Below are 26,443 nucleotides of genomic sequence, written 5' to 3'. Positions count from 1 at the left end.
ACGATGCAACCCCGATTGACCTTTCATTTGCCTGCGATTTAATGACGAACGAGCAGGGGAAGACGCATGAGCGAAGCAAGCAAAATTCTGGATGAGATGAACGACCGGTCTCGCGAAGTGTTCCGTTTGATTGTCGAGAGCTATCTGGAAAGCGGTGAGCCTGTCGGCAGTCGCACTTTAACGCGCACCTTGTCCGAAAAGGTGAGCGCAGCGACCGTTCGCAATGTGATGCAAGATCTGGAGTTTCTGGGTCTTCTGGACAGCCCCCACATCAGCGCTGGTCGAATTCCAACGCAGCAAGGTCTGCGGATGTTTGTGGACGGATTGCTTGAAGTCGGAGACTTGGGCGCGGATGATCGCGAGAAATTAGAACAAACTTTAGGCTCTAACACAGGCGATGTTGGCGGAATGCTCGATCGTGTGGGCTCGGCTTTGTCACACGTGACACAAGGCGCCTCGCTGGTTTTAACGCCCAAGCATGAATCGGAAATCAAACATATTGAATTCGTATCACTGGGTCATGATCGGGCTTTGGTAGTGCTGGTTTTCTCGGATGGTCATGTGGAAAACCGCCTGTTCACCCCGCCGCCCGGACAAACCCCAAGCTCGATGCGTGAGGCTGCGAACTTCCTTAATGCGCTCATCGAGGGGCGGACACTCAGCGAAGTGCGTCGGCAGATGCAGACGCAGATTGATGCACGCAAGCAAGAGATCGACGTTCTGGCGCGTGAGATGGTGGAAAGTGGAATGGCCGTCTGGGACGGAGATGGCAGCGACTCGGCCCGTTTGATCGTGCGTGGACGGGCGAATCTTTTGAACGAACCGGGTCGGGCCGAAGAACTTGATCGGATTCGGACCCTGTTTGATGATTTGGAGCGTAAGCGGGACATCGCTGAATTCCTTGAATTGACCGAAGATGGCGAAGGAGTGCGCATTTTTATTGGGTCTGAGAACAAACTTTTCTCACTTTCGGGTTCCTCTTTGGTGGTGTCTCCATATATGAACGCTGATCGAAAGATAATCGGTGCGGTCGGGATCATCGGGCCAACGCGTCTGAATTATGGACGGATCGTACCGATCGTGGATTATACGGCGCAACTGGTCGGCAAGCTGATATCCGACCGGAGCTAGAGGGTAAGAGATGGCAGAGCCGAAGAACGAAGATTTTCTGGACGATATCATGTCTGCGGAAGCGGAGGAGCTGGCCGAGGAGTTTGCAGAGATCAGCGACGAAGCGCTGGAATTGGATGAGTTACGCGCTGAGCGGGACGATTATAAAGATAAGTTCATGCGCGCGCTGGCAGATGCCGAGAATGCACGCAAGCGTGGCGACAAGGCGCGTCGCGATGCGGAACAATATGGCGGTTCCAAGCTGGCCCGAGACATGCTGCCGGTTTACGACAACATGAAGCGCGCGCTTGAGGCAGCGACGGATGAGCAGAAAGAAGTTGCTGCTGGCCTGCTGGAAGGTGTTGAGCTGACCATGCGTGCGTTGAAGGACGTGTTCCAGAAGCACGGGATTGAGGTGATCACACCTGAGGTTGGCGACCGCTTTGATCCTAATGTGCATGAGGCGATGTTTGAAGCACCGGTGCCCGGTACAAAAGCCGGCGATATCATTCAGGTGTCTGCCGAAGGCTTCATGTTGCACGACCGTTTGCTGCGTCCGGCGCAGGTTGGGGTGTCGTCAACACCTTCGAACTAGTTGGCCTCGAAGAGGCCAAGCCTCTGGCGGCCGTATTTATCAACAAGAAGAAGGGGCGGTCAGGAATTGGCCGCCTCTTTCAGTTTGTAAATCAAATCGAGCGCTTCGCGTGGGGTGAGTTCGTCGGGCAGGACGTCGCTCAACATATCTGTGACAGGCGATGCTTTGGATGAGGGCGGCGGTAGCGGTGATGCTTTAGAAAACAAAGGCAGATCGTCGATCAGGGCCTTTTGTTTACCGCCTTCCCGTTCGGTTTTTTCCAATTGATCCAGTACCACGCGAGCGCGTTCGACGACTGATGCAGGCAATCCGGCAAGCTGGGCAACTTGCACACCATAGGAGCGGTCGGCGGCGCCCTTGTGGACCTCGTGCAGGAAGATCACTTCACCTTCCCATTCTTTGACCGCAACGGTTGCGTTATCCACGCCTTCCAGTTTACCGGCCAAAGCGGTGAGTTCGTGGTAGTGAGTTGCGAACAGAGCGCGGCATTTGTTGGATGCATGTAGATGTTCAAGCGTAGCCCACGCGATCGAGAGGCCGTCATAAGTGGCGGTGCCGCGGCCAATTTCATCGAGAATGACCAGTGCGCGATCATCGGCCTGGTTCAGAATTGCAGCGGTTTCGACCATTTCCACCATAAAGGTCGAGCGACCCCGGGCCAGGTCATCGGATGCACCGACCCGGCTGAACAATTGACTGACAACGCCGATATGGGCCTGTTCAGCAGGCACGTAGCTGCCCATTTGGGCAAGCAGGGCGATCAGGGCGTTTTGGCGCAGGAAGGTTGATTTACCAGCCATGTTGGGGCCGGTCAGTAACCATATGGCCGCGCCGTCATCCGCGCTTAGATCGCAGTCGTTGGCGACAAAGGCATCGCCGCTTTGCTGCCGTAAGGCGTGCTCAACGACCGGATGTCGACCGCCGTGCACGTTGAACGCACGTGATGTGTCCACATGTGGGCGACACCAGTTTTCCCCGCGTGCCAGATCGGCGAGGGCAGTGGTCAAATCCAGCTCTGCCAGCCCGCGGGCAGCTTGATTAAGCTGTGCTGCAAGGGCCAAAATCTCATCAGAAAGCCTTTGATAGAGCCGCTTTTCAATCTCAAGCGCCAGATTCCCTGCGTTCAGGATACGGGTTTCGATCTCTGACAGTTCGACGGTGGTGAAACGCACCTGATTGGCGGTGGTCTGACGGTGGATATAGGTTTCGCTGAACGGCGGGTTCAGCATTTTCTCGGCATGGGTCGCTGTGGTTTCGATGAAGTACCCCAGCACATTATTGTGCTTTATCTTAAGCGAGGCGATACCCGTGTGTTCCGCGTATTTCTGTTGAAAGCCGGCGATAACCGAGCGGCCTTCGTCGCGCAGGGTACGGGCCTCGTCCAGTTCAACTTCGAAACCGGGGGCGATGAAGCCGCCGTCACGTGCCAGCAGAGGTGGTTCCGCAACAAGCGCTTCGTCCAGAAGGGTCAAGAGATCGTCAAACCCAGTCAGGTTTTGGACGGCGGTTGACAACAGTACTGGCAACTCTTGGACACTGCACAAACTGGCAATCGTGGCCGCTTGCGCCAACCCGTTACGGATGGCAGCCAGATCGCGCGGACCACCTCGGTCCAACGACAAGCGTGACAAGGCGCGGTCCAGATCCGGTGTTTTGCGTAGCGCTTCACGCAGGTCTGACGCAATCAGGCTTTCCTCAGTTGCGAAGCTTACCGCATCCAGGCGCGCATGGATCACGTCCAGATTTCGGGACGGGCTGGACAGGCGCTGTTCCAGCAACCGCGCGCCGCCGGGTGTGACGGTGCGATCGACCACGGACAACAAAGACCCGGCGCGCCCACCAGAGAGCGACCGTGTCAGTTCCAGATTGCGGCGTGTTGCGGCGTCAATTTGAACGACGCGGTCTTCTGATTCTTTGAGAGGGGTTTGCAGCAGGGGTAATTTGCCTTTTTGCGTGATCTCAAGGTAATCGATCAGTGCGCCCATCGCCGAAACTTCGGCGCGACCGAAAGTCCCGAACGCATCCAGCGCACCGACGTGAAACAAGCCGCATATGCGCTTTTCCGCTGCTGTGCTGTCAAAACTGGCACGTCCCACAGGCGTCAGAGAAATCCCCAGATCCCGAACCGGCTCAATAAGCTTGTCTTGAACACCGTCGGCCACGATCAACTCGGACGGGGCCAGCCGCGCCAGTTCCGGGCTGAGCCGAATCGAGGTCAGAGGCATCACGTGAAACGCGCCGGTCGAGATATCGGCCCAGGCCAAGGCGGCCTCATCCCGAACCTCGGCATAGGCAGCCAGAAAGTTGTGGCGGCGGGCTTCCAGCAGGGCGTCTTCGGTCAGTGTGCCGGGCGTCACTAGACGCACGACTTCCCGCTTTACGACTGATTTAGAGCCTCTTTTCTTCGCTTCCGCAGGGCTTTCCATCTGTTCGCAGACAGCGACACGAAAGCCTTTGCGGATCAGTGTAAGCAAATACCCTTCGGCTGCGTGCACTGGCACGCCGCACATTGGAATATCATTTCCATTGTGCTTGCCGCGTTTGGTTAGGGCGATGTCCAGCGCTTCGGCGGCATTGACGGCATCTTCAAAGAACAACTCGTAGAAATCGCCCATGCGATAAAACAGCAGGGCATCGGCGTGGGCCTCTTTGATTTCGAGATATTGCGCCATCATCGGCGTGACTGTGGACAAAGGCGGCCCCCTTTTGGCGTATTCCGGGCGCGACCTTACAAATCCCCCATCTGCTGCGAAAGGTGAAAACGTATTCTCGTTGAGGCGCGCCGTTGCCTGCGCTATGAGGCGAAAGTCCCGCAGTTGTAAAGAAACGACCAATTCCATGCCCAAAGCGAAGATCACCAAAGAAGAAGCACTGGCCTTTCACCTGGACCCGACCCCCGGCAAGTGGGAGGTGCAAGCCACCGTGCCCATGACCACGCAGCGTGATCTGTCGCTGGCTTATAGCCCCGGTGTTGCTGTTCCATGTGAAGCCATCGCCGAAGCGCCCGAAACCGCGTATGACTATACCAACAAAGGTAATCTGGTCGCCGTGATCTCGAACGGTACCGCCGTATTGGGCCTGGGCAATCTTGGCGCGCTGGGCTCGAAGCCGGTAATGGAAGGGAAATCCGTCCTGTTCAAGCGGTTCGCTGATGTGAACTCGATCGATATCGAACTGGACACCGAAGACCCGGATGAGTTCTGCCGTGCGGTACGCCTGATGGGCCCCACCTTTGGCGGGATCAACCTGGAAGACATCAAAGCACCTGAATGCTTCATCATCGAGCAGCGCCTGAAGGAAGAGATGGATATCCCAGTCTTCCACGATGACCAACATGGCACGGCGGTGATCTGCGCGGCGGGTTTGCTGAACGCACTGCGAATCTCGGGTAAGAAGATCGAGGATGTAAAGATTGTCCTGAACGGTGCGGGTGCGGCAGGGATCGCCTGTATCGAGTTGCTCAAGGCGATGGGCGCGCGGCACGAGAACTGCATCGTGTGCGACACCAAAGGCGTGATCTATCAGGGCCGTACAGAGGGTATGAACCAATGGAAGTCCGCGCATGCCATCTCTACAGATTTGCGTACGCTGGAAGATGCGATGAAGGGCGCGGATGTGTTCCTGGGCGTGTCGGTCAAGGGTGCGGTCACGCAAGAGATGGTCGCCAGCATGGCGGACAACCCAGTGATCTTTGCGATGGCGAACCCTGACCCCGAGATCACTCCGGAAGAAGCACACGAAGTCCGCGTTGATGCCATCGTCGCCACCGGGCGCAGCGATTATCCCAATCAGGTCAATAACGTACTTGGCTTCCCCTATCTGTTCCGGGGCGCATTGGACATCCATGCGCGCGCTATCAATGACGAAATGAAAATTGCCTGCGCCCATGCGTTGGCTAATCTGGCGCGCGAGGATGTGCCGGACGAGGTCGCGATGGCCTATGGCAAATCTCTGACCTTCGGGCGCGACTATATCATCCCGACACCGTTCGACCCACGTCTGATCCACCGTATCCCGCCAGCCGTTGCCAAGGCCGGGATGGACACCGGTGCGGCGCGGCGCCCGATCATCGACATGGATGCCTATGAGCTGAGCCTGAAATCCCGCATGGATCCGACCGCAAGCATCCTGCGCGGTTTGAACGCCCGTGCGCGTCAGGCACAAAGCCGGATGATCTTTGCCGAAGGTGATGATCCAAGGGTGCTGCGCGCTGCGGTCATGTACCAACGATCCGGCTTCGGAAAGGCGCTGGTGGTCGGTCGCGCCGATGAGGTCAGGGCCAAGCTGGAAGAAGCGGGCTTGGGTGACGCTGTGCGTGAGCTGGAGGTTGTGAATGCCGCCAACACAACGCATCTCGAGAGCTATTCGAATTTCCTCTACGACCGTTTGCAGCGCAAGGGTTTCGACCGAAAGGACATTCACCGCCTCGCCGCGCGGGATCGGCACGTGTTTTCATCATTGATGCTGGCCCATGGCCATGGGGATGGGCTGGTTACGGGTGCGACGCGCAAATCGGCGCATGTGATGGATCGGATCAACCACGTGTTTGATGCCGATGCAGCGCGTGGGGCCGCTGGTGTGACCGCCCTTTTGCACAAGGGCCGGATTGTTCTGATTGGCGATACGCTGGTTCATGAATGGCCGGATGAGAATGACCTGGCAAACATTGCTGAACGATCGGCTGCGGTTGCGCGTCACATGGGCCTGGAGCCCCGGGTGGCCTTCGTCAGCTTCTCGACTTTTGGTTACCCGGTGTCCGAACGGGCCGAAAAGATGCACGTGGCTCCGACGGTGCTGGACCAGCGCGGTGTTGACTTTGAATACGAAGGCGAGATGACCGTGGATGTGGCGTTGAACGTTGATCAGCAGGCTACCTATCCCTTCCAGCGTCTGACCGGTCCGGCGAACATTCTGATTGTTCCGGCGCGGCACTCGGCCTCCATCTCGACCAAATTGATGCAAGAAATGGGTGGTGCAACTGTAATTGGTCCGATTCTGTCAGGCATCGACAAACCGATTCAAATCTGTTCGACCGTTGCGACCGCCAATGACATTCTAAACATGGCCATTCTGGCCTCGTGCGACATCGGATAAGACATGACAATCTGGAACCTCGGCTCGATCAACGCGGATATGGTCTATGACCTGCCGCATCTGCCTGCGCCGGGGGAAACTCTGGCCGCCCTTGGACTGGATCGGTTTCTGGGCGGCAAGGGGGCCAACATGTCGGTGGCTGCGGCTCGGGCCGGATCGCGCGTCAGCCATATCGGTGCTGTTGGCCAGGATGGGCGCTGGGCGAAGGATCGATTGACGGAATATGGCGTGGATACACGCTTTATCTCAGAGGTCGATTTGCCAACCGGACACGCGATCATTGCGGTGGATGCTGAGGGCGAGAATCTGATCATCCTGTATCCCGGTGCCAATCATGCGTTAGAGGTCAGCGATCTGGGACAAGCGCTATCCTCAGCAAACACGGGCGATCTGCTGATCCTTCAGAATGAAACCAACGCACAAGTGGAAGCTGCGCAACTGGGGCACCGGCTGGGGCTAACCGTGTGTTACGCCGCAGCGCCGTTTCAGGCAGAGGCTGTGAAGGCGGTTCTTCCCTATCTGGATTTCCTGATCCTCAACGAGGTCGAAGCTGAACAATTGCGCCAAGAAACCGGCTTAAGCGCCGCTGATTTGCCAGTGCGGCACGTCATCGTCACGCTGGGCTCAAAGGGCGCGCGGTATTTACAGCAGGGCAGCGAACCGGTCGAGTTTGCGGCACATAAGGTGCAAGCGGTGGATACAACAGGGGCAGGCGATACCTTCACCGGCTATGTACTGGCAGGAATGGATCGTGGAATGCCGATGGAACAGGCTATTCTGCAAGCAAACCGCGCCGCGGCCCTGATGGTCACGCGGCACGGAACGGCTGATGTTATCCCCGATTTGAAAGAGGTGCGCGACGCGTCCTTTGACTAAGATCCAACAAACGGCGCGTCAGTACCCCAAAGCTGTTTGACGCGCGCGTCACGGCCGCAGGCTTTGCGGTAAGCTTTGTATGCGCTGTGCTGTCGCTTCGGCCCGAAGCGGGTCAAAATCAGTTTGTTCCCCTTGTAGTAATCCTGATGATACGCCTCGGCTGGGTAAAAAGTTCCTTCGCTCAGGATCGGCGTTACCACTGTCTGGCCCAGGGCCCGCTGCGCATCTGCTTTTGCTTTCTCGGCCAAAGCTTTTTCCCCTGTGTTAGAGACGAAAATCGCAGTGCGATAGCTATCACCGCGATCGCAGAACTGACCTCCGGCATCTGTGGGGTCGACCGAGCGGAAGAACATGTTCAGAAGCGTTTCACGTGAGATTTGAGCTGGATTGAACGTGATCTGAACCGCTTCATAATGGCCGGTTCCTCCTTTTGTGACCTGATCATAAGTGGGATTTGCTGATTTGCCGCCGGTATAGCCTGAAACAGCCTCGATGACGCCGGGGACAGACTCAAAATCAGATTCAACGCACCAGAAACATCCTCCGGCTACTGTCAGAGTTTCTGTTCCCGCCGCGGGCGCAGGCAAAGCGCGCAGCATCGCCGCCAGTGCGATCAGCGTGAACAGAAGGGCTGGTTTAAGCGTGTCGAGGTAAGCAGTCCGTGTCATGTCAGGTCTCCTTTCACGACCAAGGTGACCCGACTTGGATCAACATGCAATTGCCTGACATCCCATGTCACGCGCTGGTGAGGCGAGTTTATCAACTTCAGCCAAGTCCGAAGAAACCTTGTGTATCGCAGTCAAAAGACCTTTTCTGAGATGTGGTGATGCAAGCTTGGATTCAGGATCGATGACACAGGAGATGCAGGTTTCGACGCGCGTGCTGGTCATAGTTGCGCCCAGCTTCAATATGGCGGCAACCATGGCATTCATAGATCCGTTTCGTGCTGCCAACTATCTGGATGGAAAACCTTATTTCAAATGGGACTTCGTATCAGAAGCAGGCGGTTTCTGTGTGTCCAGCAACGGTGCTGGCATTGAAACTCAACCGCTTGACGCGCTTTCGTTCACCGAGTCTGATATTGCCATTGTCTCTTCCAGTTGGACACCAGAACGGCACCTGACATCCAAACTGGGAACAGCTTTGCGTCAACTTGCGCGCAGCGGCGCGACTTTGGGCGCATTGGATACCGGCGCCTTTATATTGGCGCAGGCCGGGTTATTGAACGGACGGCGCGCCACCGTTCATTACGAGCATATCGATGCCTTGCAGGAGCTTTATCCGGAAGTCGAGGTCGTTGAGAATCTTTATGTTATGGACGGCAATCGGCTTACCTGTTGCGGTGGGTCTGCAGCAACTGACTTTGGCCTGCAGATTCTTCAGGGGATACATGGCAGCGCCCTTGCCAATGCAGCGGCCAGATACGTTTTTCACGATCGTTTGCGCGGCCCCACGGAACAACAGCAACCCCAAGGAACCGAGCCTTTGGGAACGACAGTGCCCGCCAAGCTTAAAACGGCGATTCAGGTGATGGAGGCCAATCTTGAGGAGCCCATTCCCGTTCCCCAGATTTGCAAACGCGCGGGAATCTCTCATCGCCAACTGGATCGGCTGTTCGCGACCTACATCAAAAAAACGCCCGCGCTTTACTATCGTGACATTCGCTTGGATCGGGCACGTGGCCTGGTCACGCAGACTGAGCTTCCCATTGCAGAGGTCGCTCTGGCGTCGGGCTTTTCCAGCCCGGTGCATTTCAGCCGGGCTTATAAAGAAAGATTTGGCCTGCCCCCGACGCGCGACCGGGTCGAGGGCAGGGTTCCATTCGAGTTCCGCGCCTGGCCGATGCATCGCAAGCCCAAAGATTGACGCCATCGGGATCATCAAGTTGGCCAAAACTGAAAACAATAAGGCGAAAAAAGTTAAGAGGCGAACCAAGACTCAGAAGATCATACCCGCCACACGTCAATCATTGGGGCAAAGCCTGCCCCTCAGCTGTGGAGCCACCCATGAGCCAGCTGCCGTCCAAAACCAAGTTCGAGCGGATTTCCGATGGTTTTAGCACCGATCCCTTCAATACCAGTTCCCTGAAGGCCGAAGCCTATGTCGATCCGTCCTGGTATCAGGTCGATCAAAACGGAGTGCTAGCCAAGACCTGGCAATGGGTGTGCCACGTTGAAAAGCTGCGCGTTCCAGGGTCATACACAACCGTCGAAATCGCCGGACGTCCGATTGCTGTCGTGCGCGACCGCGAGGGCACATTGCGTGCGTTCTATAATGTCTGCAAACATCGGGCCCATCATTTGCTGTCGGGCGAGGGCGAAACCACGCGTATCATGTGCCCTTATCATGCGTGGGTCTACAAACTGGACGGCCAGTTGGTGCGCGCGCCCGAGACCGAGAACCTGGCTAATTTCAAAACATCGGATATCTGCCTGGACCAAGTACAGGTCGAAGAGTTTGCCGGGTTTATATACGTCAACTTAGATCCTAACGCGGCACCTTTACGCGAAGTATCCGGGAATCTCGAAACCGAAATCCGCCATTGGGCACCGGATATCGAGCAGCTGACATTTGGTCATCGCCTGACCTATGACATCAAGTCGAACTGGAAGAACGTCGTCGATAACTTCCTTGAATGCTACCACTGCCCGACAGCGCACAAGGATTTCTGTGATCTGGTCGATATGGACACCTACAAGGTGACCACATACGGCATCTACTCCAGCCATATGGCCGAGGCGGGTAAGGGTGCTAACACCGCTTATGACGTGTCCAATGCCACAGTACGAACCCATGCAGTTTGGTGGTTGTGGCCCACGACATGTTTGATGCGCTATCCGGGGCGGTCTTCGATGATCGTGCTGAATATTATCCCGATTGGTCCTGACCGGACGCTCGAAACCTATGATTTCTTCCTTGAGACCCCGGAACCAGACGAAGCCGAACTGGAAGCCATCCGCTATCTTGATGAGGTTCTGCAACGCGAAGACATCGACATTGTCGAAAGCGTACAGCGCGGTATGAGCACCCCGGCCTTTACGCAAGGCCGGATCGTGCATGATCCCAATGGCTCGGGCAAATCGGAACATGCGGTGCATCATTTCCATGGGCTTGTACTGGATGCATATGCAAAGGCTGCGCCGTGACACAGCCCAACATCGTTGTGATCATGGCCGATCAACTGGCGCCGCATTTTTGCGGTGCTTACGGCCATCCAACGGTCAAGACCCCAAACATCGACGCGCTTGCCGCGCGCGGGATGCGATTTGACGCGGCCTATTGCAACTCACCCCTTTGCGCGCCGTCGCGATTTGCGTTCATGTCCGGGCAGCTGATCAGTCGCATCGCGGCATATGACAACGCCAGCGAGTTTCGTGCCTCGGTCCCGACCTTTGCGCATTACCTCAAGGCGCTGGGCTACCGGACTTGCCTGTCGGGCAAGATGCATTTCGTTGGGCCAGACCAGAAACACGGGTTTCAGGACCGTGTGACAACCGACATTTACCCCGCCGATTTTGCCTGGACCCCGGACTGGGAAGCCCCGGACGAGCGGATCGACAAGTGGTATCACAACATGCAAACCGTCAAGGAAAGCGGTGAGGCGGTCGCCACCTTCCAGACGGATTATGACGACGAGGTCGAATTTGCCGCGCGTCGCTGGTTGATCGACAGGGGCCGCGATCGGGCGGCTGGGGACAATGCTCCGTTCTGTATGGTGGCCAGCTTTATCCATCCGCATGACCCCTATGTCGCCAAGCCCGAGTGGTGGAACCTGTATTCCGACGCAGACGTCCCGATGCCGGAATTTACACTGACGCCCGAAGAGCAAGACCCGTTCTCACGTCGCGTGATGGATGGGATCGAGGCAAGCTATGTCCCTCTGAACGAGGAAGAAATCCGCCGCGCGCGTCGCGCTTATCTGGCCAATGTCAGTTACTTTGACAGCAAGGTCGGCGCGATGGTCAAAGCTTTGAAAGACATCGGCGCGTTAGACAATACCATCGTCATCGTCACCGCAGACCACGGCGATATGCTGGGTGAGCGTGGGTTGTGGTACAAGATGAATTTCTTTGAACACTCGGCCCGTGTGCCGCTGATCATGGCGGGTCCCGGTGTTGCCAAAGGCTGTGCTGCCAACGCCTGTTCCCTGCTCGACCTGTTGCCGACATTTGTGGACATCGCCAGCGGTTCTGACGCGATCTTCGGGGAGCCGATTGATGGCCGATCCTTGATGCCGCTTGCGCGCGGAGAAGCTGACCCTGTGGATGAAGCCATCGGCGAATATTGCGCCGAGATGACGCCTTATCCGGTATTCATGATCCGACGCGGGCCGTTGAAGTATATTCACTGCGACCCGGACCCACCTCAGCTTTACGACCTGTCCAAGGATCCGTTGGAAAAGGTGAATGTGGTCGATGACCCGGCTTACGCTGAACATTCCGCAAAGTTTGCTGAAGACGTGGCGCGACGTTGGAACAGCGAAAGCCTGCGTGCGGACGTCATTGCAACGCAAAAGTCCCGGCGCGCCTTGCACGCCGCGATGGAGGCGGGTGCCGGAGAGGCCTGGGACTACACCCCGCCACGAGACGCCACGCAGGAATATGTACGCAATCACATGGATTGGACGGTTGCAGCGACTCGCTATCGCTATCCGCCATTGAAGGAGACCAAAGAATGATGCTGGACGGCAAAACAGCGCTTGTAACCGGTGGGCGCGGCGGGATCGGGCGCGCGATCGTGGCGCGTTTTCTGCGCGAAGGCGCACTGGTTTATGCGGCTGATCTGACGCCCGAAGGATCCTTGTCAGCCCATGATGACGACGGCAGCATCTTTGTGAAACTGGACGTCACGCAAGAAGCTGATGCGATTGCCGCGATGGAACAGGTTGGTGCGGAAGCTGGCCAATTGGACATTCTGGTCAACGCCGCTGGTATTGAGATCGAGAAAACTATCGAACAGACCACGTTGGAGGAATGGAACCAGTCCTTCGCTGTGAATGTCAACGGCACGTTTTTGACCTCAAAACACGCGTTGCCACTGTTGCGCAAAGGGGCCACGTCGGGAACGTCAGCCTCGATCATCAATTTCGGGAGTTACGATGGGTTCATTGCGGACCCCGGCCTTGCCGCCTATTGCGCGACCAAAGGTGCTGTTCATGCACTGACGCGTGCAATGGCGTGTGATCATGGACCGGAAGGTATTCGTGTGAATGCCATATGCCCCGGCTATGTCGACACACCCATGTTGCAGAGCTTTTTCACCGGCGATGGCTCGGGCGGTGGCGGCAAGACCATCGACCAGTTGCAGCAGGCCGTGCGCGATGTGCACCCGATGCGCACATATGGCACGCCCGACGACATCGCGAATCTGGTGAATTGGCTGGCTTCGGACGAGGCTCGATATGCCAGCGGTCAACTTTGGGTTCTGGACGGAGGGCTGAGCGCACAAGTCCAGCAGATGAAGCTATGAGCAAACCGGTCATCATTACATGTGCTCCGACTGGCGGGATTCATACGCCGACCATGTCAGAACACTTGCCCATCACGCCAAACGAAATCACCGAGGCCAGTATTGGTGCCGTCGAGGCCGGGGCTGCGATCATCCATCTTCATGCCCGCAATCCGGAAAACGGTCGACCAGATCCGGACCCTGACCTTTTCATGCAGTTCCTGCCCGGCATCAAACAAGCAACCGGTGCTGTGATGAATGTCTCAACCGGTGGCGGGTTGGGCATGACCCGCGAAGAACGCCTGCGTGCGGCATTACGGGCCAGCCCCGAAATGGCCAGCATGAACATGGGCTCGATGAACTTCGGCATCTTCCCTATGATGCAGAAATATTCAGGCTGGAAACATGACTGGGAACCCGAGTTTCTGGACATGACCCGCGACTTCATTTTCCGCAACACGTTTGCTGATATCGAATATGCGATGAAGGAATTGGGCGAAGGTCACGGCACGAAATTCGAATTCGAATGCTACGATTTGGGACATCTCTACAACCTGGCTTGGGTGGTGGATCAGGGTTGGGTAAAGCCGCCATTTTTCATCCAGATGGTTTTTGGGATTCTGGGCGGTGTTGGTGCCGACCCCGATAACTTGATGCACATGCACACAATTGCCGAAAAGTTGTTTGGAAATAGCTATGAATGGTCGGTGCTGGCCGCAGGTCGCCACCAGATGGCCTTCACGACACAGGCCGCGATTCTTGGTGGCAATGTGCGGGTTGGGCTGGAAGACAGCCTTTACATCGGGCCCGGCGAAAAGGCGAAGTCCAACGCTGATCAGGTCCGCAAGATTCGCTCAATCATCGAAAATCTTGGCCTGACGGTCGCTACACCGGACGAGGCCCGCCAACGTTTGGGCCTGAAGGGCAACGACCAGACCGCTTTTTGACGGGGGAAAGATATGCAGACGAAGATGCTTATTAACGGAGAGATGGTTGAGGGTCAGGGCGATGCTCTGCCCGTTCTGGATCCATCCACCGGCGAGACAGTAGCCCATGTGCCCGAGGCAACGCCCGAGCAGATCGAAGCCGCAACACGTGCTGCCCATGAAGCCTTTGACACCTATCGGCTTGTCACGCCCGCCGAGCGGTCGGGATATCTGCATACGATTGCGGATGTAATGGAAGAAAATACAGATGAATTGTCCGAGTTAGAGACACTGGACGTCGGCAAGCCGTGGCCGATGGCCCGCGATGAAGAGATGCCTCTGACCATCGACACTTTCCGCTTCATGGCCGGTGCCTCACGCACGATAAGCGGGTCAGTGGCCGGAGAATACGCTGCGGGCCACACGTCGATGATCCGAAAGGATCCGATTGGCCCCGTGGCGTCCATCGCACCGTGGAACTATCCGCTTATGATGGCGGCATGGAAGATCGCTGCGCCTCTGGCGGCGGGCTGCACCATTGTAATGAAACCGTCCGAAATCACGCCGCTGGCCACTCTGCGGCTGGCAGAGTTGCTGGCAGATGTATTGCCCAAAGGTGTGTTGAACGTGGTCCATGGTCGGGGCATGTCGGTTGGTGACAGCCTGATCAATGACCCACGGATTGAGGGGATTTCCATCACCGGCTCACCTGCGACCGGAATGGCCGCGATGCGCGCTGCATCCAACCAGATCCGCCATGTGCATCTGGAACTGGGGGGCAAGGCACCGGTCATCGTGTTCAATGATGCTGATATCGACGCCGTGGCCGAGACGATCCGATACGGTTCGTTCTTCAACGCAGGTCAGGATTGTGCTCAGCCCTGTCGGGTGATGGTGCAGGATGATGTATACGACAAAGTGGTTGCTGCCGTCGCTGATCAGGTTGCTCAGATCAGGATCGGTGCGCCAAAGGCCGATGGTACAGAAATGGGGCCCATCGTATCAACCGCCCAACGCGACCGGGTCGCCGGATTTGTCGATCGCGCCCGCAGCAGCGCTGAAATCGCCGTAGGTGGCAAGGTTGGTGAGGGGGAAGGGTTCTTCTATCAGCCGACCGTCGTCGCAAATGTGGATAATAACGCTGAGATCGCGTGCAGCGAGGTGTTCGGCCCGGTCGTGACTCTGTCGCGATTTACCGAGGCGGACGAAGCCCTTCGGATTGCAAACGCGGGGCGGTACGGGTTGGCGTCGTCTGTCTGGACCAAGGATGTCTCGACCGCGATGAAAATGGCGGCGCGGCTGCGGTACGGCATGACCTGGGTGAATACGCACGGAATGCCAGCGGCGGAAATGCCCTGGGCTGCGATGAAAGGATCAGGCACGGGTTGTGACATGTCGGTTTATGCGCTGGATGCCTACACGTCCGTGCGCCATGTGATGGTGGCACACTGATGCGGTTGGCTGGGAAAAGAGCGCTTGTGACAGGTGGGCGGCAAGGCATTGGCCGAGGAATAGTCGAAGCCTTTCGCCGTGAAGGCGCGACAGTGACGACATGTGGACGCGGGGCGCGGCCTGATGGGTTGGCTGACGACATCATCTGGTATCCGCTGGATGTCACGGACACGGACGCTGTCGAAGCGTTGGCCGAGGCCGCAGGCGGCATCGACATTCTGGTGAATAATGCTGGTGTGCAGGTCGAAAAGACTGTTCCAGACAGTTCGGACGCGGATTGGGAAGCTGTGATTGGCACCAATTGCAAGGGCGTCTTCAATATGTGCCGGGCTTACATACCTCGGATGGATGAGGGCGCTGCGATCATTAATATAGGCTCTATTTCCGGGAATACCGCTGATCCGTCCATGGCGCTTTACAACGCGTCCAAGGCATTTGTGCATGGCTTGACCCGTTCTATTGCGGTCGATCACGGGCCAAAGATCCGCTGCAACGCGATTTGCCCCGGATGGATTGAAACAGGAATGCTGGACGCCGCGTTCGAGTTGGCCAATGACCCTGATGCCGCGCACAAGGATGCGATTGCCCGCCATGCTGCAGGTCGTTTTGGGAAACCCGAGGATATTGCGAGCATGGCGGTCTGGCTGGCTTCGGATGAGGCAAGCTTTGCCACAGGTCAGCTTTTCACCCTGGATGGTGGTATGACAGCAGCTTCACCTTTGAACCCGGGATTGTTCTGATGGAAATACAACACACGGCCTGCTTGGGCGGAGGCGTCATTGGCGCTAGTTGGGCAGCTCTTTTTCTGGCATCCGGGCGTTCTGTTGCCCTCTTTGATCCTGACCCGAACGTCGAAAGGAAAGTATGCCAGTATGTAGAGAATGCATGGTCGACCCTTGGTGCGCTGGGCTTGACGGAGAATGGAAACCCGGACGCCATCACGTTTCATTCCAGCGCTGCTGCCGCAGTGGCTGATGCGGGATTTGTTCAGGAAAATGTGCCTGAGCGTTTGCAGATAAAACATGCAACCTTTGCCGAGATTGAGCCTGCTTTGTCCAAGGGCGCAATCGTCGCCAGCTCTGCATCGGGTCTAACACTTGGCCAAATGCAGCCTGGATGGTCTGACCCGTCGCATTTTGTTTTGGGACATCCCTTCAACCCACCGCACCTAATCCCGCTGGTTGAGGTGATGGGGAATGAGAAAACTTCCGATGGTGTGGTTGATGCGGCACAGGCGTTTTATGAAAGCGTGGGTAAGACCACGATCCGGGTCAACAAAGAGGTGCCCGGCCATGTAGCAAACCGGTTGCAAGCTGCTTTGTGGCGTGAAGCCATTCATCTTGTGGTGTCGGGTGTTGCGTCGGTCGAAGATGTGGACAAAGCCGTCTGGGCAGGACCGGGTGTAAGGTGGGCGGCGATGGGGCCGACCATGTTATTCAACCTCGGCGCTGGCAAGGGTGGGTTGAAAGCCTTTTGCGACCATTTCACCGATACGTTCAATGGATGGTGGGATGATTTGGGTCAGGTCTATTTGACTGATGATGTCGCCCAGCAGCTTACAGAAGGTGTGATGGCTGAGGCCGCAGGGAAAACCCAAGCCGAGCTGTCCGAGCAACGGGATGCGTTGATTCTGGCAATGCAGAAATCCATTGCAGAATTGCGCTGAGTTTAGCCGAGCAGCTGACCCAGCTTCATCGCGACGCCCATATTGCCCGAAATCTTGAGCTTGCCCATAGCGACACCCGTCATCGGGTTCAGTTTCCCTGTCAGCAGCTTGGTCAGGTTGTCTTGTGAGATACGGATGGTGCAATCCGTGTCCTGATCCTGCGTCGTGGCCTGATTGTCGGCCAGAACAATCACCCCGTATGCGCCACAGTCGAATTTCAACGAGCCATCAAAGGTTTTGCCGTTCAGGCCCTTTTGAATTCCATCAGCGATGTCTTCAAGCATCCGGGTTCCTTTCGCAGTTTCCGAATGCGTAAAGGGTCAGACGGCGCGCAGGCAAGGCTGACCCAACGGGAGCTTGGCTTTATGACGCACCAAGCATCTGCGTTGTGCGATCGCAGGCATGACCATCATAAAAGGCGTCGAGAACAGCCTGAAATTCGACCGGAGCATCAGCGACAGAAGAAAACAGCGTCATCGAAGATCGAAGCTTCTTTGCATCAACCCCACCCAGAATGTCAGCCGCATCTCGCCCTTTGTGCGACAGCATCAGCGACGCTGCTTCCGTCAGCCGACGGCGCAGTTCAGGGTGGTTCAGATAGCTCGTTGCCTCGTCCAGATCTTCGATGCCGTAAAGCTGCGCCATATGAGATTGGCCCAGCTCGGCCAGTTGCGGAAACACAAACCACATCCAGTGGCTGGTTTTCTGCCCCTGTTCCAATTCACGCAGGACATCGGCCCAAACCGTGTCCTGCGCCTCGATGAACATATCGAGTTCGTCGTCGTTATCGTCTTCGTCGATCACTTGGACAAACGCTTGTCGCGTGCGGCCAGAAGTTTCAGGCGTAGTGCGTTCAGCTGGATGAAACCGGCTGCGTCTGTCTGATCGTATGCACCAGCGTCTTCCTCAAAGGTCACGTGCGCCTCGGAGTACAGCGAGTAATCCGACCAGCGGCCTACGGTCGAGGCCAGACCCTTGTACAGTTTCACACGAACGGTGCCGGTGACATGCTCTTGCGATTTGTCGATGGCGGCTTGCAGCATCTCACGCTCGGGCGAATACCAGAAGCCATTATAGATCAGCTCGGCATATTGCGGCATCAGCTGGTCTTTCAGGTGCATCGCGCCGCGGTCCATGGTGATGGATTCGATCCCGCGATGCGCTTCCAGCAGGATGGTGCCGCCGGGTGTTTCATAGATGCCGCGCGACTTCATGCCCACGAAGCGGCCTTCGACCAGATCCAGACGGCCAATGCCGTGCTTTCCGCCATATTCGTTCAGCTTGGTGAGGATGGTGGCCGGGCTCATCGCTTCGCCATTGATGCTGACCGCGTCACCTTTTTCAAAGCCGATCTCGATGAACTCGGGCTCGTTTGGCGCATCCTCGGGATGGACGGTGCGCTGATAGACGTAGTCAGGCGCCATGTCGGCAGGGTCTTCCAGAACCTTGCCCTCGGACGAGGTGTGCAGCAGGTTCGCATCGACCGAGAACGGAGCCTCGCCGCGCTTGTCCTTGGCAATCGGGATCTGGTTCTGTTCCGCAAACTCCAGCAGTTTGGTGCGGCTGGTCAGGTCCCATTCACGCCAGGGCGCAATCACCTTGATCTCGGGATTCAGGGCATAAGCTGCCAGTTCAAAGCGAACCTGATCGTTGCCCTTGCCGGTCGCGCCGTGCGCAACAGCATCGGCACCGGTGGCCTCGGCGATCTCAACCAGGCGTTTCGAGATCAGAGGGCGCGCGATCGACGTGCCCAATAGATACAGCCCTTCATAGACGGCATTGGCGCGAAACATCGGGAAGACAAAGTCGCGCACGAACTCTTCGCGGATGTCCTCGATATAGATGTTCTCGGGCTTGATCCCCAGCAGTTCAGCCTTTTGGCGGGCGGGCTCCAACTCCTCACCCTGACCCAGATCGGCGGTGAAGGTCACGACCTCACAACCATACTCGGTCTGCAGCCATTTCAGAATGATCGAGGTATCAAGGCCACCGGAATAGGCCAGAACAACTTTCTTGGGCGCGGACATCTGACTTCCCTTTATGCGTAGAACGATTGGCCCCTAACGGGTTTTGAACTCGGGGGCAAGCTGTGTGGATTGACGCAGAGCGGGAATTGGGGTGAAACATACGCAATTAAAACAATGTTTGGTTGAAGGGGCAGTTTTCGGATGTTGGGATGGCAAATTTTCGTTCATTCAGTGCGGATGGTGTTTGGTAACCTGAAACAGGTCCTGCAAATCACGGTTGGGCCTGCGGTGATTGCGACTATCGCAATTGTGGCTTTGTTTCTGGCCCTTGGTATTCCGCTTGAGGCGCTTGACGAAAATGCTGGCGAATTACCTCCGGGCACGACTGCCGGGTCAATCTTGATCTTTATGTTCGTCCTGCTGGTAGTGTTGTTGGGCACCATGTTCTGGATTGCCGTGTCATGGCACCGTTTCATTCTTTTAGAGGAGTATCCTACGGGAGTGCTTCCAACATTCCGTTTCGACAGGATTCTAGCCTACTTCGGTCGTTTTCTCATGCTGGGAATTCTAATGGCAATCGCATTTATCCCCATGAGCTTGGTTGTTGCGGTTCTGGGCGAAAGCCTTGCGTTGCTTTCCCTTATTGTTTTGATTTCCTACACGGTTTTTCTGGTCATTTGCTTCTTCCGCCTTTCCATAATTCTTCCGGCGGCTGCAATTGGAAGCCCGATCTCACTAAAAGACGCTTGGAGCAACACAACTGGCGTCGGCCCTTCTATTTTGGTGTTGCTGGTTGTTGCGTTCCTGTTCCAGGTTCTGGTGCAATTGGTTTTCACCGCTCTGGCGATTATTCCGGTTGTGGGAGTGTTGCTGACCGTGTTTTTCGGCACGCTCATCCTTCCGATGATCAATGTCAGCATCTTTACCACCATGTACGGTGTCTTTTTCGAAAAGCGCCAGCTGTCCTGAGCCCGTACACATATGTATTCCTTGCCCTTATCGCGGTGATACGGCAGTGAGGCGGACATGACTGATTTCATGACCCGCGCCCGCGCCGCAGAACAAGCGATGCGCTCTGTGTTTCCTGCAACGCCTTTGCAGCGGAATGCCCATCTGTCCGACCGTTATGGCGCGGACATTTGGCTCAAACGTGAAGACCTGAGCCCGGTGCGGTCGTATAAGATTCGCGGCGCGTTCAACGCGATGCGCAAGCAGCAGGGGCAGGACCTATTTGTCTGTGCCAGCGCGGGCAATCACGCACAGGGTGTGGCCTTCATGTGCAAGCATCTGGGGGTCAAGGGCGTGATCTTCATGCCGGTCACGACGCCACAGCAGAAAATCCAAAAGACTCGTATCTTTGGCGGCGAAAATATCGAGATTCACCTGACCGGAGACTATTTCGATGACACGCTGGCCGCTGCCCAAGCGTGGTGTACGCAGCAGGGCGGGCATTTCCTGTCGCCGTTTGACGACGCGGATGTGATCGAAGGTCAGGCCTCATTGGCGGTTGAGATCGAAGAGCAACTGGGCGGGGTGCCAGATCATGTCGTATTGCCGGTGGGCGGTGGCGGCATGTCCTCGGGCGTGGCGACGTGGTTCGGGGATCGCAGTCATTGCTTGTTTGTCGAGCCCGCTGGGGGCGCATGTCTGCGTGCTGCATTGGCGGCAGGGCATCCCGTTGCGCTGGATCATGTGGATACCTTTGTCGATGGGGCGGCGGTCGGACGAATTGGTGAGAAACCGTTCGAACTGCTCAAGTCGCGGCATCTGTCGGATGTGCTGGTCCTGTCCGAAGACCGTATCTGCGCCACCATGATTGAAATGTTGAATGTCGAAGGCATCGTGCTTGAACCGGCTGGGGCTTTGGCGATTGAGGCGGTGGGGGACGTCCAAAGCTTTGTGCGCGGCAAGACCGTAGTCTGCGTGACGTCCGGCGGTAATTTCGATTTCGAACGTTTGCCCGAGGTCAAAGAACGCGCGCAGCGCTATTCCGGGGTGAAAAAGTACTTTATCCTGCGCCTGCCGCAGCGCCCCGGTGCGTTGAAAGAGTTCCTTGGCATTCTTGGCCCCGAAGACGACATCGCCCGCTTTGAATACATGAAAAAATCAGCGCGCAATTTCGGCTCGGTCCTGATCGGGATTGAAACCCGCAAACCTGAAAACTTCATGCGCCTGTTTGCGCATCTGGATGAGGCCGGGTTCACCTATACAGACATCACCGAGGACGAGACCCTGGCGCAGTTTGTGATCTAGCAGAGATTCTGTTGCAACTCTGCTTCGAACTTGAGTTTCGAGCTGTCAAAAAGCGCCAGCAGGGCCGGCAGATCAACTTCTACGCCTTGACCTGCCGCGGCCTGCCGTTCGCCATCCTGGCAGAGTTTCGAGAATTGATCGAACCCAAGGCTGAGAGCGCTGCCTTTCAGGAAATGAAGGTTCTGTTCCAATTCGATTCGGTTGGTATCGTGATGCAGACGCGCGATAACCTCTTGCACCTCTTCCAGAAAAATCTCGACCACCTCGTCAAATTCATCTGGGCCAACTTCGTCCCGCAATTGCCTGACTCTGTCCCAGTGGATCATTGTGAGATACCTGCCATTTAACCTTCAAGGATCTGGTTAAACCACGGCTGGTAAAAACCAGGTTAAGGGCACCATTTGGACGTGAGTCGGGTCTTCACCGGATGTTAAGCCCGCAGACGCTAGGGTCTCTTTGACCGGTCAATTTTGTAAGAGCTGAGTGTAAATGGTACCAAGGGCGAGTCTTGAGGACACCAGATCAGATCTGGACTTCGGCGCGATCCGCAAGGTGCTGGTTGTGGATGACAGCCGTTTGCAGCGGCGCATCCTGGTGGCCTCTCTCAGGAAATGGGGGTTTGACGTAGTCGAAGCCGATACCGGTGAGGCCGCGTTGGAGCTTTGCCAGACAGACCCGCCCGATCTTGTTCTTAGCGACTGGGTTATGCCGGGGATGAGTGGTCTGGAGTTCTGCTGCGCGTTCCGCGCGCTGAATTCGGACCAATACAGCTATTTCATTCTGCTGACGTCCAAAAGCGAAAAGCAAGAAGTCGCCCGAGGTCTGGATGCCGGGGCTGATGATTTCCTCATCAAACCTTTGGAGGCGGATGAGCTGCGCGCGCGTATCTCTGCCGGAGCGCGTATTTTAGATATGCAGCGCGAGCTTTCGCAGAAAAACAGGCTGATTGAATCCGCGCTGGAAGAGCTGAAGCTGGCGCATGACGCGATCGACAAAGATCTGATGCAGGCGCGTAAGATTCAGGAATCTCTGATGCCCGAGCTATCGCGGGATTTTGGCAACTCGCGCGTCAGCCTTTTGCTAAAGCCATGCGGACATATTGGCGGCGATCTTGTTGGCATGTTCTCGCCCGGTGTGAATCGGTTGGGGTTCTACAGCATTGATGTGTCCGGCCACGGCATCACCTCGGCCATGATGACAGCCCGATTGGGTGGCTATCTGTCCAGCAAGCACTTTGACCAGAATGTCGCGATGGAACAACGGTTTAACAAGTTCTACGCGCTCTTGCCGCCCGAGGATGTCGCCAAAACGCTCAACTCGCGTCTGATGGCAGATACGGGGATCGAGGAATACTTCACGATGGTTTACGCCATTGTTGACCTGCGCAACGGGCTTATGAAGATGGTGCAGGCCGGGCATCCGCCCCCCCTTTTGTTACGCAAAGATGGCAGCAGTGAGTTTCTGGGCGATGGTGGTTTGCCTATAGGCTTGATCGAGGATGCGGGCTTCCATCAGATCGAGACGAAACTGCAACCCGGGGACAAGCTGTTGCTGTATTCCGACGGGTTTACCGAATGCCCCTTGGCCGATGGCGGTCTGTTGGACGAAAACGGTTTGCAGGAGATGGCACAACATTGCGTTACGGAACATGGCGGGTCCGAGTTTCTGGATGACATGTTCTGGCGACTGACGCAGGTGATGTCGCCCAAAGAGGGGATAGGGGATGACGTCTCGGCCGTGTTCTTCGAATATAACGGCCCTTAAAGCGACCAAAGGTGCAGCTTGGCAAAATGCCGATCGCCGTCATTGCCAAGCTTTTCAATCGCATCTGATGCATCTATCCATCGTGCTTCGTGAAACGCCTCGGCTGGCGGTCCGATGCGGCGGACTGGACGCGCGCGATAGATCATACAGATTTTTTCCGCCCACAGATCGTATTCGGGCATGTAGGAAAAGCGGCGAAAGGTACCGACCCGGCGCGGGTTGGCAACCAGCCAACCCGTTTCTTCGTAAGCCTCGCGATGCAGGGCCGTGATCGGCGATTCGCCCGGATCAATGCCTCCGCCCGGCAGTTGCAGCTCTGGGTTGAGGCCGTCGTCATACCATGTCACCAACAATGATCGTCCACGAGGCAAAAGCACGTACACTCCCGGTCGCAGTGTGTATTTCTGCCCTGCCTGAGGGGTTTCACCAAACCGTCTGATCATGTATGGCCCCTTAAAACCCAATCTGTACGACCTATATGGTGCCGGTATGCCAACCTGTGGCGTGTAAGGAAACCCCATGTCTCTTGGAACAAAAATCGCGTGGGACGACACCGTCCTGCCCTTTCAACTTGATGCATCCGACATGCGTGGCCGCGTGGCCCGTCTGGATGGCGTGCTGGATGGCATCCTGAAGCAGCACGACTATCCGCCGCAAGTCGAAGCGCTGGTGGCTGAAATGGCCTTGCTGACCGCGTTGATCGGCCAGACCGTTGCGTTGCGCTGGAAGCTGTCGTTGCAGGTGCAGTCCAAAGGGGCGGTGCGCATGATCGCAACCGACTATTACGCGCCGCAGGAAGAGGGCCAAGCCGCCCAAATCCGTGCATATGCCAGCTTTGACCGCGACCGGCTGACCGACGCGGCACCTTTTGATCAGGTGGGAGAGGGGTATTTTGCCATCATGATCGACCAGGGCGAAGGCACGCAACCGTATCAGGGTATCACGCCGCTGGCGGGCGGATCACTGAGCGCATGCGCCGAGGCGTATTTCGCCCAGTCCGAACAGTTGCCGACGCGGTTTTCGCTGAGCTTTGGTAAATCGACCGAGCCCGGCGTGGGCGAGCATTGGCGTGCCGGCGGCATCATGTTGCAGCATATGCCCAAAGCGTCGCCCTTTGCAGCATCTGGCGAAGGTACCGGTGAGATCCTGACCGCCAGCGATCTGGTAGACGGCGAAGAGGGTGAGAACTGGGGCCGCGTCAATATCCTGCTGGATACCGTCGAGGATCTGGAAATGATCGGCCCTTCGGTTGCGCCGACCGACCTTTTGGTTCGCCTGTTCCATGAGGAACAGCCGCGTGTCTATAACGCGCAATCGGTACAATTCGGGTGCACCTGTTCCGAGGACCGGGTGCGTCAGAGCTTGTCGATCTATTCGGCGAAGGACATCGAAAAGATGACAACGCCTGAAGGTCTGGTTACGGCTGATTGCCAGTTCTGTGGCGCGCATTATGTGCTGGATCCGGCAACTGTGGGCTTTGAAGCTGAAGACAGCAAAGGTGCATGATCCGGTTGAACAGATCCGGGCGGCCTTGCGCCGCCCCGGTCACGGGTCCAGTGATTTTGACCTGAACCCCGATACCGTTCTGCCGCCCGGGCGGCGGCTGCGTCCTGCCGGTGTTCTCGTGGCCATATCTTTGGCTTATGACGCGCCTCGGGTGATCCTGACCAAACGATCTTCGGCGCTGAAGCATCACCCCGGTCAGATCGCTTTTCCTGGCGGCAAACAGGATGAAACGGATGCCGATGTCACGGCGGCGGCTTTAAGGGAAGCACAAGAAGAGATCGGACTGCCACCCGATATGCCAGAGGTTCTGGGGTTTCTTCCCATGCATGAAACCGTCACCTCTTTCAACGTTACACCCGTGGTTGCAGTCGTACGTGACACATTCAAACCTGTGCCCGAACCCGGAGAGGTGGATGAGGTTTTCTCGACGCCTCTTGCCCATCTTCTAGATCCCGAGAATTATCTGGTTGAGTCGCGTCGCTGGCGCGGCCAGAAACGCAGATATTACACAGTTCCGTTCGGCCCCTATTATATCTGGGGCGCGACGGCCCGCATATTGCGCGGGCTTGCAGCACGGGTGAATGAATGATGCAGATAAACGAGCCTTGGGTCAGTGAACCAGCGACCCAACAGGTATGCGCCGCCCTGACTGCATCTGGTGCGCAGGCACTTTTTGTGGGTGGCTGTGTGCGCAACGCGCTTTTGGGCGCACCTGTCTCGGATATCGATATTGCCACCGACGCGCGACCCCAGCAGGTGGTTGAGATGGCGCAGGCTGCGGGGCTAAAGGCAATTCCAACCGGCATCGATCACGGTACGATCACGGTCGTCAGCGCCGGTATCCCGCATGAGATCACTACTTTCCGACGTGATGTAGAAACCGACGGGCGGCGCGCTGTTGTTGCGTTCTCTGATCATGTCGAGGAAGACGCGGCGCGGCGCGATTTCACCATGAACGCGATCTACGCGCAGCCCGATGGTACCGTTTTAGACCCGCTTAACGGACTGCCCGACCTACAGGCGCGTCGGGTTCGGTTCATTGGAACCGCTGAGAATCGTATCCGCGAAGATTATTTGCGCTCGCTTCGCTACTTCCGCTTTCATGCCTGGTATGGTGACGCGGACGCTGGATTTGATCCCGACGCTCTGGCCGCCATTGGTGCCAATCTTGACGGGTTGAAATCACTGTCGCGTGAACGGGTCGGCGCGGAACTTCTGAAACTGCTGGCAGCGCAAGATCCAGCGCCTGCGATTGCAACAATGCGCAGTACGGGTGTCTTGGCACAGTTGTTGCCGGGTGCAAATGACCGACCCCTTTCGCCTCTTGTTGCCCTCGAACAAGCCGCAGGTGCTGATCCCGATCCGGTGCGACGGCTGGCAGCCATTGCCACGCCCGAAGACGCAGCGACATTGCGGTTGAGCCGTTCGCAATTGCAACGTTTGACCCGGATGCGAGAGGAGGCACAAGCCACCACCAGCGTGGCCGAGCTGGGTTACCGCTACGGTGACGAAGGCGGTTTGCACGAGACTCTTCTGCGTTGCGCTTTTCTGGAACAACCCTGGTCCGAAGCCTTGAGGCATGACTTGCATAAAGGGGCGGCTGCCCGTTTTCCAATTCAAGCCAAGGATCTGATCCCCACTTTCACAGGACCAGCGCTGGGCCAGAAACTGGCCGAGCTTGAAAACCGCTGGATCGCGTCCGGCTTTGCGTTGTCGCGCGAGGAGTTGCTGGCAAGTTAGCGCTAAGTCTCAAAAGGGGATGACAAACCAACACGTTTGTGGTTAC

At 56.7% G+C, this 26,443-nt stretch carries 25 protein-coding genes; 18 read left to right on the top strand and 7 right to left on the bottom strand.

Translation table 11 applies throughout. The features are described from left to right. Window positions 1-66 precede the first annotated feature (66 nt). Together hrcA and GS630_RS04205 are read left to right on the top strand one after the other, a co-directional pair. The gene (gene hrcA, locus GS630_RS04210) at window positions 67-1,131 is read left to right on the top strand and encodes a heat-inducible transcriptional repressor HrcA (RefSeq protein ID WP_171234639.1); all 1,065 of its coding nucleotides are present in this window, start codon (window positions 67-69) and stop codon (window positions 1,129-1,131) included. 10 nt (window positions 1,132-1,141) lie between these two features. Next, window positions 1,142-1,705 (top strand): nucleotide exchange factor GrpE, encoded by a 564-nt coding sequence (locus GS630_RS04205; protein ID WP_171178672.1) that lies wholly within the window; start codon window positions 1,142-1,144, stop codon window positions 1,703-1,705. Window positions 1,706-1,764: 59 nt separating this feature from the next. Here GS630_RS04205 and mutS read toward each other — a convergent pair whose 3' ends face one another. Then, window positions 1,765-4,380 (bottom strand): DNA mismatch repair protein MutS, encoded by a 2,616-nt coding sequence (gene mutS, locus GS630_RS04200; RefSeq protein WP_171711888.1) that lies wholly within the window; start codon window positions 4,378-4,380, stop codon window positions 1,765-1,767. A gap of 163 nt (window positions 4,381-4,543) precedes the next feature. Here mutS and GS630_RS04195 point away from each other — a divergent pair, with 163 nt between their 5' ends. Continuing rightward, window positions 4,544-6,799, top strand: coding sequence for an NADP-dependent malic enzyme (locus GS630_RS04195; protein WP_171178670.1), 2,256 nt, complete (start codon window positions 4,544-4,546; stop codon window positions 6,797-6,799). A 3-nt stretch (window positions 6,800-6,802) separates the two neighbouring features. Beyond that, window positions 6,803-7,675: a ribokinase gene (locus GS630_RS04190; RefSeq protein ID WP_171178668.1), complete on the top strand. Its 873-nt coding sequence runs from the start codon at window positions 6,803-6,805 to the stop codon at window positions 7,673-7,675. Here GS630_RS04190 and msrA read toward each other — a convergent pair. Further along, entirely contained in the window at window positions 7,672-8,343 is a 672-nt protein-coding gene (msrA, locus tag GS630_RS04185) for a peptide-methionine (S)-S-oxide reductase MsrA (protein ID WP_171620429.1), read from the bottom strand. The two genes, GS630_RS04190 and msrA, sit on opposite strands and share 4 nt — an antisense overlap. Before the next feature lie 181 nt (window positions 8,344-8,524). Between msrA and GS630_RS04180 the strand changes: the two genes are divergently transcribed. From GS630_RS04180 to GS630_RS04145, 8 genes are all read left to right on the top strand, one after another. Next, a complete protein-coding gene (locus GS630_RS04180) occupies window positions 8,525-9,541 on the top strand; it encodes a GlxA family transcriptional regulator (RefSeq protein WP_216599783.1) in 1,017 nt (338 codons plus the stop codon). A gap of 140 nt (window positions 9,542-9,681) precedes the next feature. After that, window positions 9,682-10,821, top strand: a complete 1,140-nt coding sequence (locus tag GS630_RS04175; RefSeq protein ID WP_171620427.1) for an SRPBCC family protein — start codon at window positions 9,682-9,684, stop codon at window positions 10,819-10,821. After that, window positions 10,818-12,353, top strand: coding sequence for a choline-sulfatase (betC, locus tag GS630_RS04170; RefSeq protein ID WP_171620425.1), 1,536 nt, complete (start codon window positions 10,818-10,820; stop codon window positions 12,351-12,353). Before GS630_RS04175 ends, betC begins: the two co-directional genes overlap by 4 nt. Further along, on the top strand, window positions 12,350-13,144 hold the full coding sequence (locus GS630_RS04165; RefSeq protein WP_171178650.1) for an SDR family NAD(P)-dependent oxidoreductase: 795 nt from the start codon (window positions 12,350-12,352) through the stop codon (window positions 13,142-13,144). Before betC ends, GS630_RS04165 begins: the two co-directional genes overlap by 4 nt. Next, complete coding sequence (locus GS630_RS04160) at window positions 13,141-14,070, top strand: 3-keto-5-aminohexanoate cleavage protein (RefSeq protein ID WP_171620423.1); 930 nt, start codon at window positions 13,141-13,143, stop codon at window positions 14,068-14,070. The genes GS630_RS04165 and GS630_RS04160 overlap by 4 nt, the downstream gene beginning before the upstream one ends. 12 nt (window positions 14,071-14,082) lie before the next feature. Further along, window positions 14,083-15,501: a gamma-aminobutyraldehyde dehydrogenase gene (locus GS630_RS04155; RefSeq protein ID WP_171620421.1), complete on the top strand. Its 1,419-nt coding sequence runs from the start codon at window positions 14,083-14,085 to the stop codon at window positions 15,499-15,501. Next, the gene (locus GS630_RS04150) at window positions 15,501-16,241 is read left to right on the top strand and encodes an SDR family NAD(P)-dependent oxidoreductase (RefSeq protein ID WP_171620419.1); all 741 of its coding nucleotides are present in this window, start codon (window positions 15,501-15,503) and stop codon (window positions 16,239-16,241) included. The genes GS630_RS04155 and GS630_RS04150 overlap by 1 nt, the downstream gene beginning before the upstream one ends. Then, entirely contained in the window at window positions 16,241-17,167 is a 927-nt protein-coding gene (locus GS630_RS04145) for a 3-hydroxyacyl-CoA dehydrogenase NAD-binding domain-containing protein (RefSeq protein ID WP_171178641.1), read from the top strand. The genes GS630_RS04150 and GS630_RS04145 overlap by 1 nt, the downstream gene beginning before the upstream one ends. Before the next feature lie 2 nt (window positions 17,168-17,169). On the opposite strand, the gene GS630_RS04140 is transcribed toward GS630_RS04145, so the two are convergent. The 3 genes from GS630_RS04140 to GS630_RS04130 all read right to left on the bottom strand — a co-directional run bounded on the left by GS630_RS04140 (window position 17,170) and on the right by GS630_RS04130 (window position 19,194). Next, a complete protein-coding gene (locus tag GS630_RS04140; protein WP_171620417.1) occupies window positions 17,170-17,451 on the bottom strand; it encodes an SCP2 sterol-binding domain-containing protein in 282 nt (93 codons plus the stop codon). A 79-nt stretch (window positions 17,452-17,530) separates the two neighbouring features. After that, the gene (locus GS630_RS04135) at window positions 17,531-17,935 is read right to left on the bottom strand and encodes a DUF1810 domain-containing protein (RefSeq protein WP_171620483.1); all 405 of its coding nucleotides are present in this window, start codon (window positions 17,933-17,935) and stop codon (window positions 17,531-17,533) included. A 32-nt stretch (window positions 17,936-17,967) separates the two neighbouring features. Further along, the gene (locus tag GS630_RS04130) at window positions 17,968-19,194 is read right to left on the bottom strand and encodes an argininosuccinate synthase (RefSeq protein WP_171620415.1); all 1,227 of its coding nucleotides are present in this window, start codon (window positions 19,192-19,194) and stop codon (window positions 17,968-17,970) included. Window positions 19,195-19,335: 141 nt separating this feature from the next. Here GS630_RS04130 and GS630_RS04125 point away from each other — a divergent pair, with 141 nt between their 5' ends. Then, window positions 19,336-20,103: a hypothetical protein gene (locus tag GS630_RS04125; protein ID WP_171234647.1), complete on the top strand. Its 768-nt coding sequence runs from the start codon at window positions 19,336-19,338 to the stop codon at window positions 20,101-20,103. 57 nt (window positions 20,104-20,160) lie between these two features. Continuing rightward, window positions 20,161-21,387 carry a threonine ammonia-lyase IlvA gene (ilvA, locus tag GS630_RS04120; RefSeq protein WP_171620413.1) on the top strand — a complete coding sequence of 409 codons (1,227 nt, stop codon included), beginning with the start codon at window positions 20,161-20,163 and terminating at the stop codon, window positions 21,385-21,387. On the opposite strand, the gene GS630_RS04115 is transcribed toward ilvA, so the two are convergent. Then, window positions 21,384-21,713: an Hpt domain-containing protein gene (locus GS630_RS04115; protein WP_171178630.1), complete on the bottom strand. Its 330-nt coding sequence runs from the start codon at window positions 21,711-21,713 to the stop codon at window positions 21,384-21,386. The genes ilvA and GS630_RS04115 overlap by 4 nt on opposite strands. A 163-nt stretch (window positions 21,714-21,876) precedes the next feature. Between GS630_RS04115 and GS630_RS04110 the strand changes: the two genes are divergently transcribed. After that, window positions 21,877-23,151: a PP2C family protein-serine/threonine phosphatase gene (locus GS630_RS04110; RefSeq protein WP_171620411.1), complete on the top strand. Its 1,275-nt coding sequence runs from the start codon at window positions 21,877-21,879 to the stop codon at window positions 23,149-23,151. Here the strand turns inward: GS630_RS04110 and GS630_RS04105 are convergent. Further along, on the bottom strand, window positions 23,148-23,594 hold the full coding sequence (locus tag GS630_RS04105) for an NUDIX hydrolase (RefSeq protein WP_171620409.1): 447 nt from the start codon (window positions 23,592-23,594) through the stop codon (window positions 23,148-23,150). The two genes, GS630_RS04110 and GS630_RS04105, sit on opposite strands and share 4 nt — an antisense overlap. A gap of 76 nt (window positions 23,595-23,670) precedes the next feature. On the opposite strand from GS630_RS04105, the gene GS630_RS04100 reads away from it, so the two are divergent. From GS630_RS04100 to GS630_RS04090, 3 genes are read left to right on the top strand one after another with little or no spacing between them, the layout of a single operon-like run. Beyond that, a complete protein-coding gene (locus GS630_RS04100; RefSeq protein ID WP_171620407.1) occupies window positions 23,671-24,657 on the top strand; it encodes an Hsp33 family molecular chaperone HslO in 987 nt (328 codons plus the stop codon). After that, window positions 24,650-25,246: a CoA pyrophosphatase gene (locus GS630_RS04095; RefSeq protein WP_371809132.1), complete on the top strand. Its 597-nt coding sequence runs from the start codon at window positions 24,650-24,652 to the stop codon at window positions 25,244-25,246. The genes GS630_RS04100 and GS630_RS04095 overlap by 8 nt, the downstream gene beginning before the upstream one ends. Continuing rightward, window positions 25,243-26,397 (top strand): CCA tRNA nucleotidyltransferase, encoded by a 1,155-nt coding sequence (locus GS630_RS04090; protein WP_171620403.1) that lies wholly within the window; start codon window positions 25,243-25,245, stop codon window positions 26,395-26,397. Before GS630_RS04095 ends, GS630_RS04090 begins: the two co-directional genes overlap by 4 nt. Window positions 26,398-26,443 lie beyond the last annotated feature (46 nt).

It is taken from the genome of Ruegeria sp. HKCCD7303 (assembly GCF_013111185.1).
Classification (GTDB): Bacteria; Pseudomonadota; Alphaproteobacteria; order Rhodobacterales; family Rhodobacteraceae; genus Ruegeria.
The sequence above is the reverse complement of the archived record's forward strand: the minus strand, read 5'-3'. Positions and strand labels throughout refer to the sequence as shown.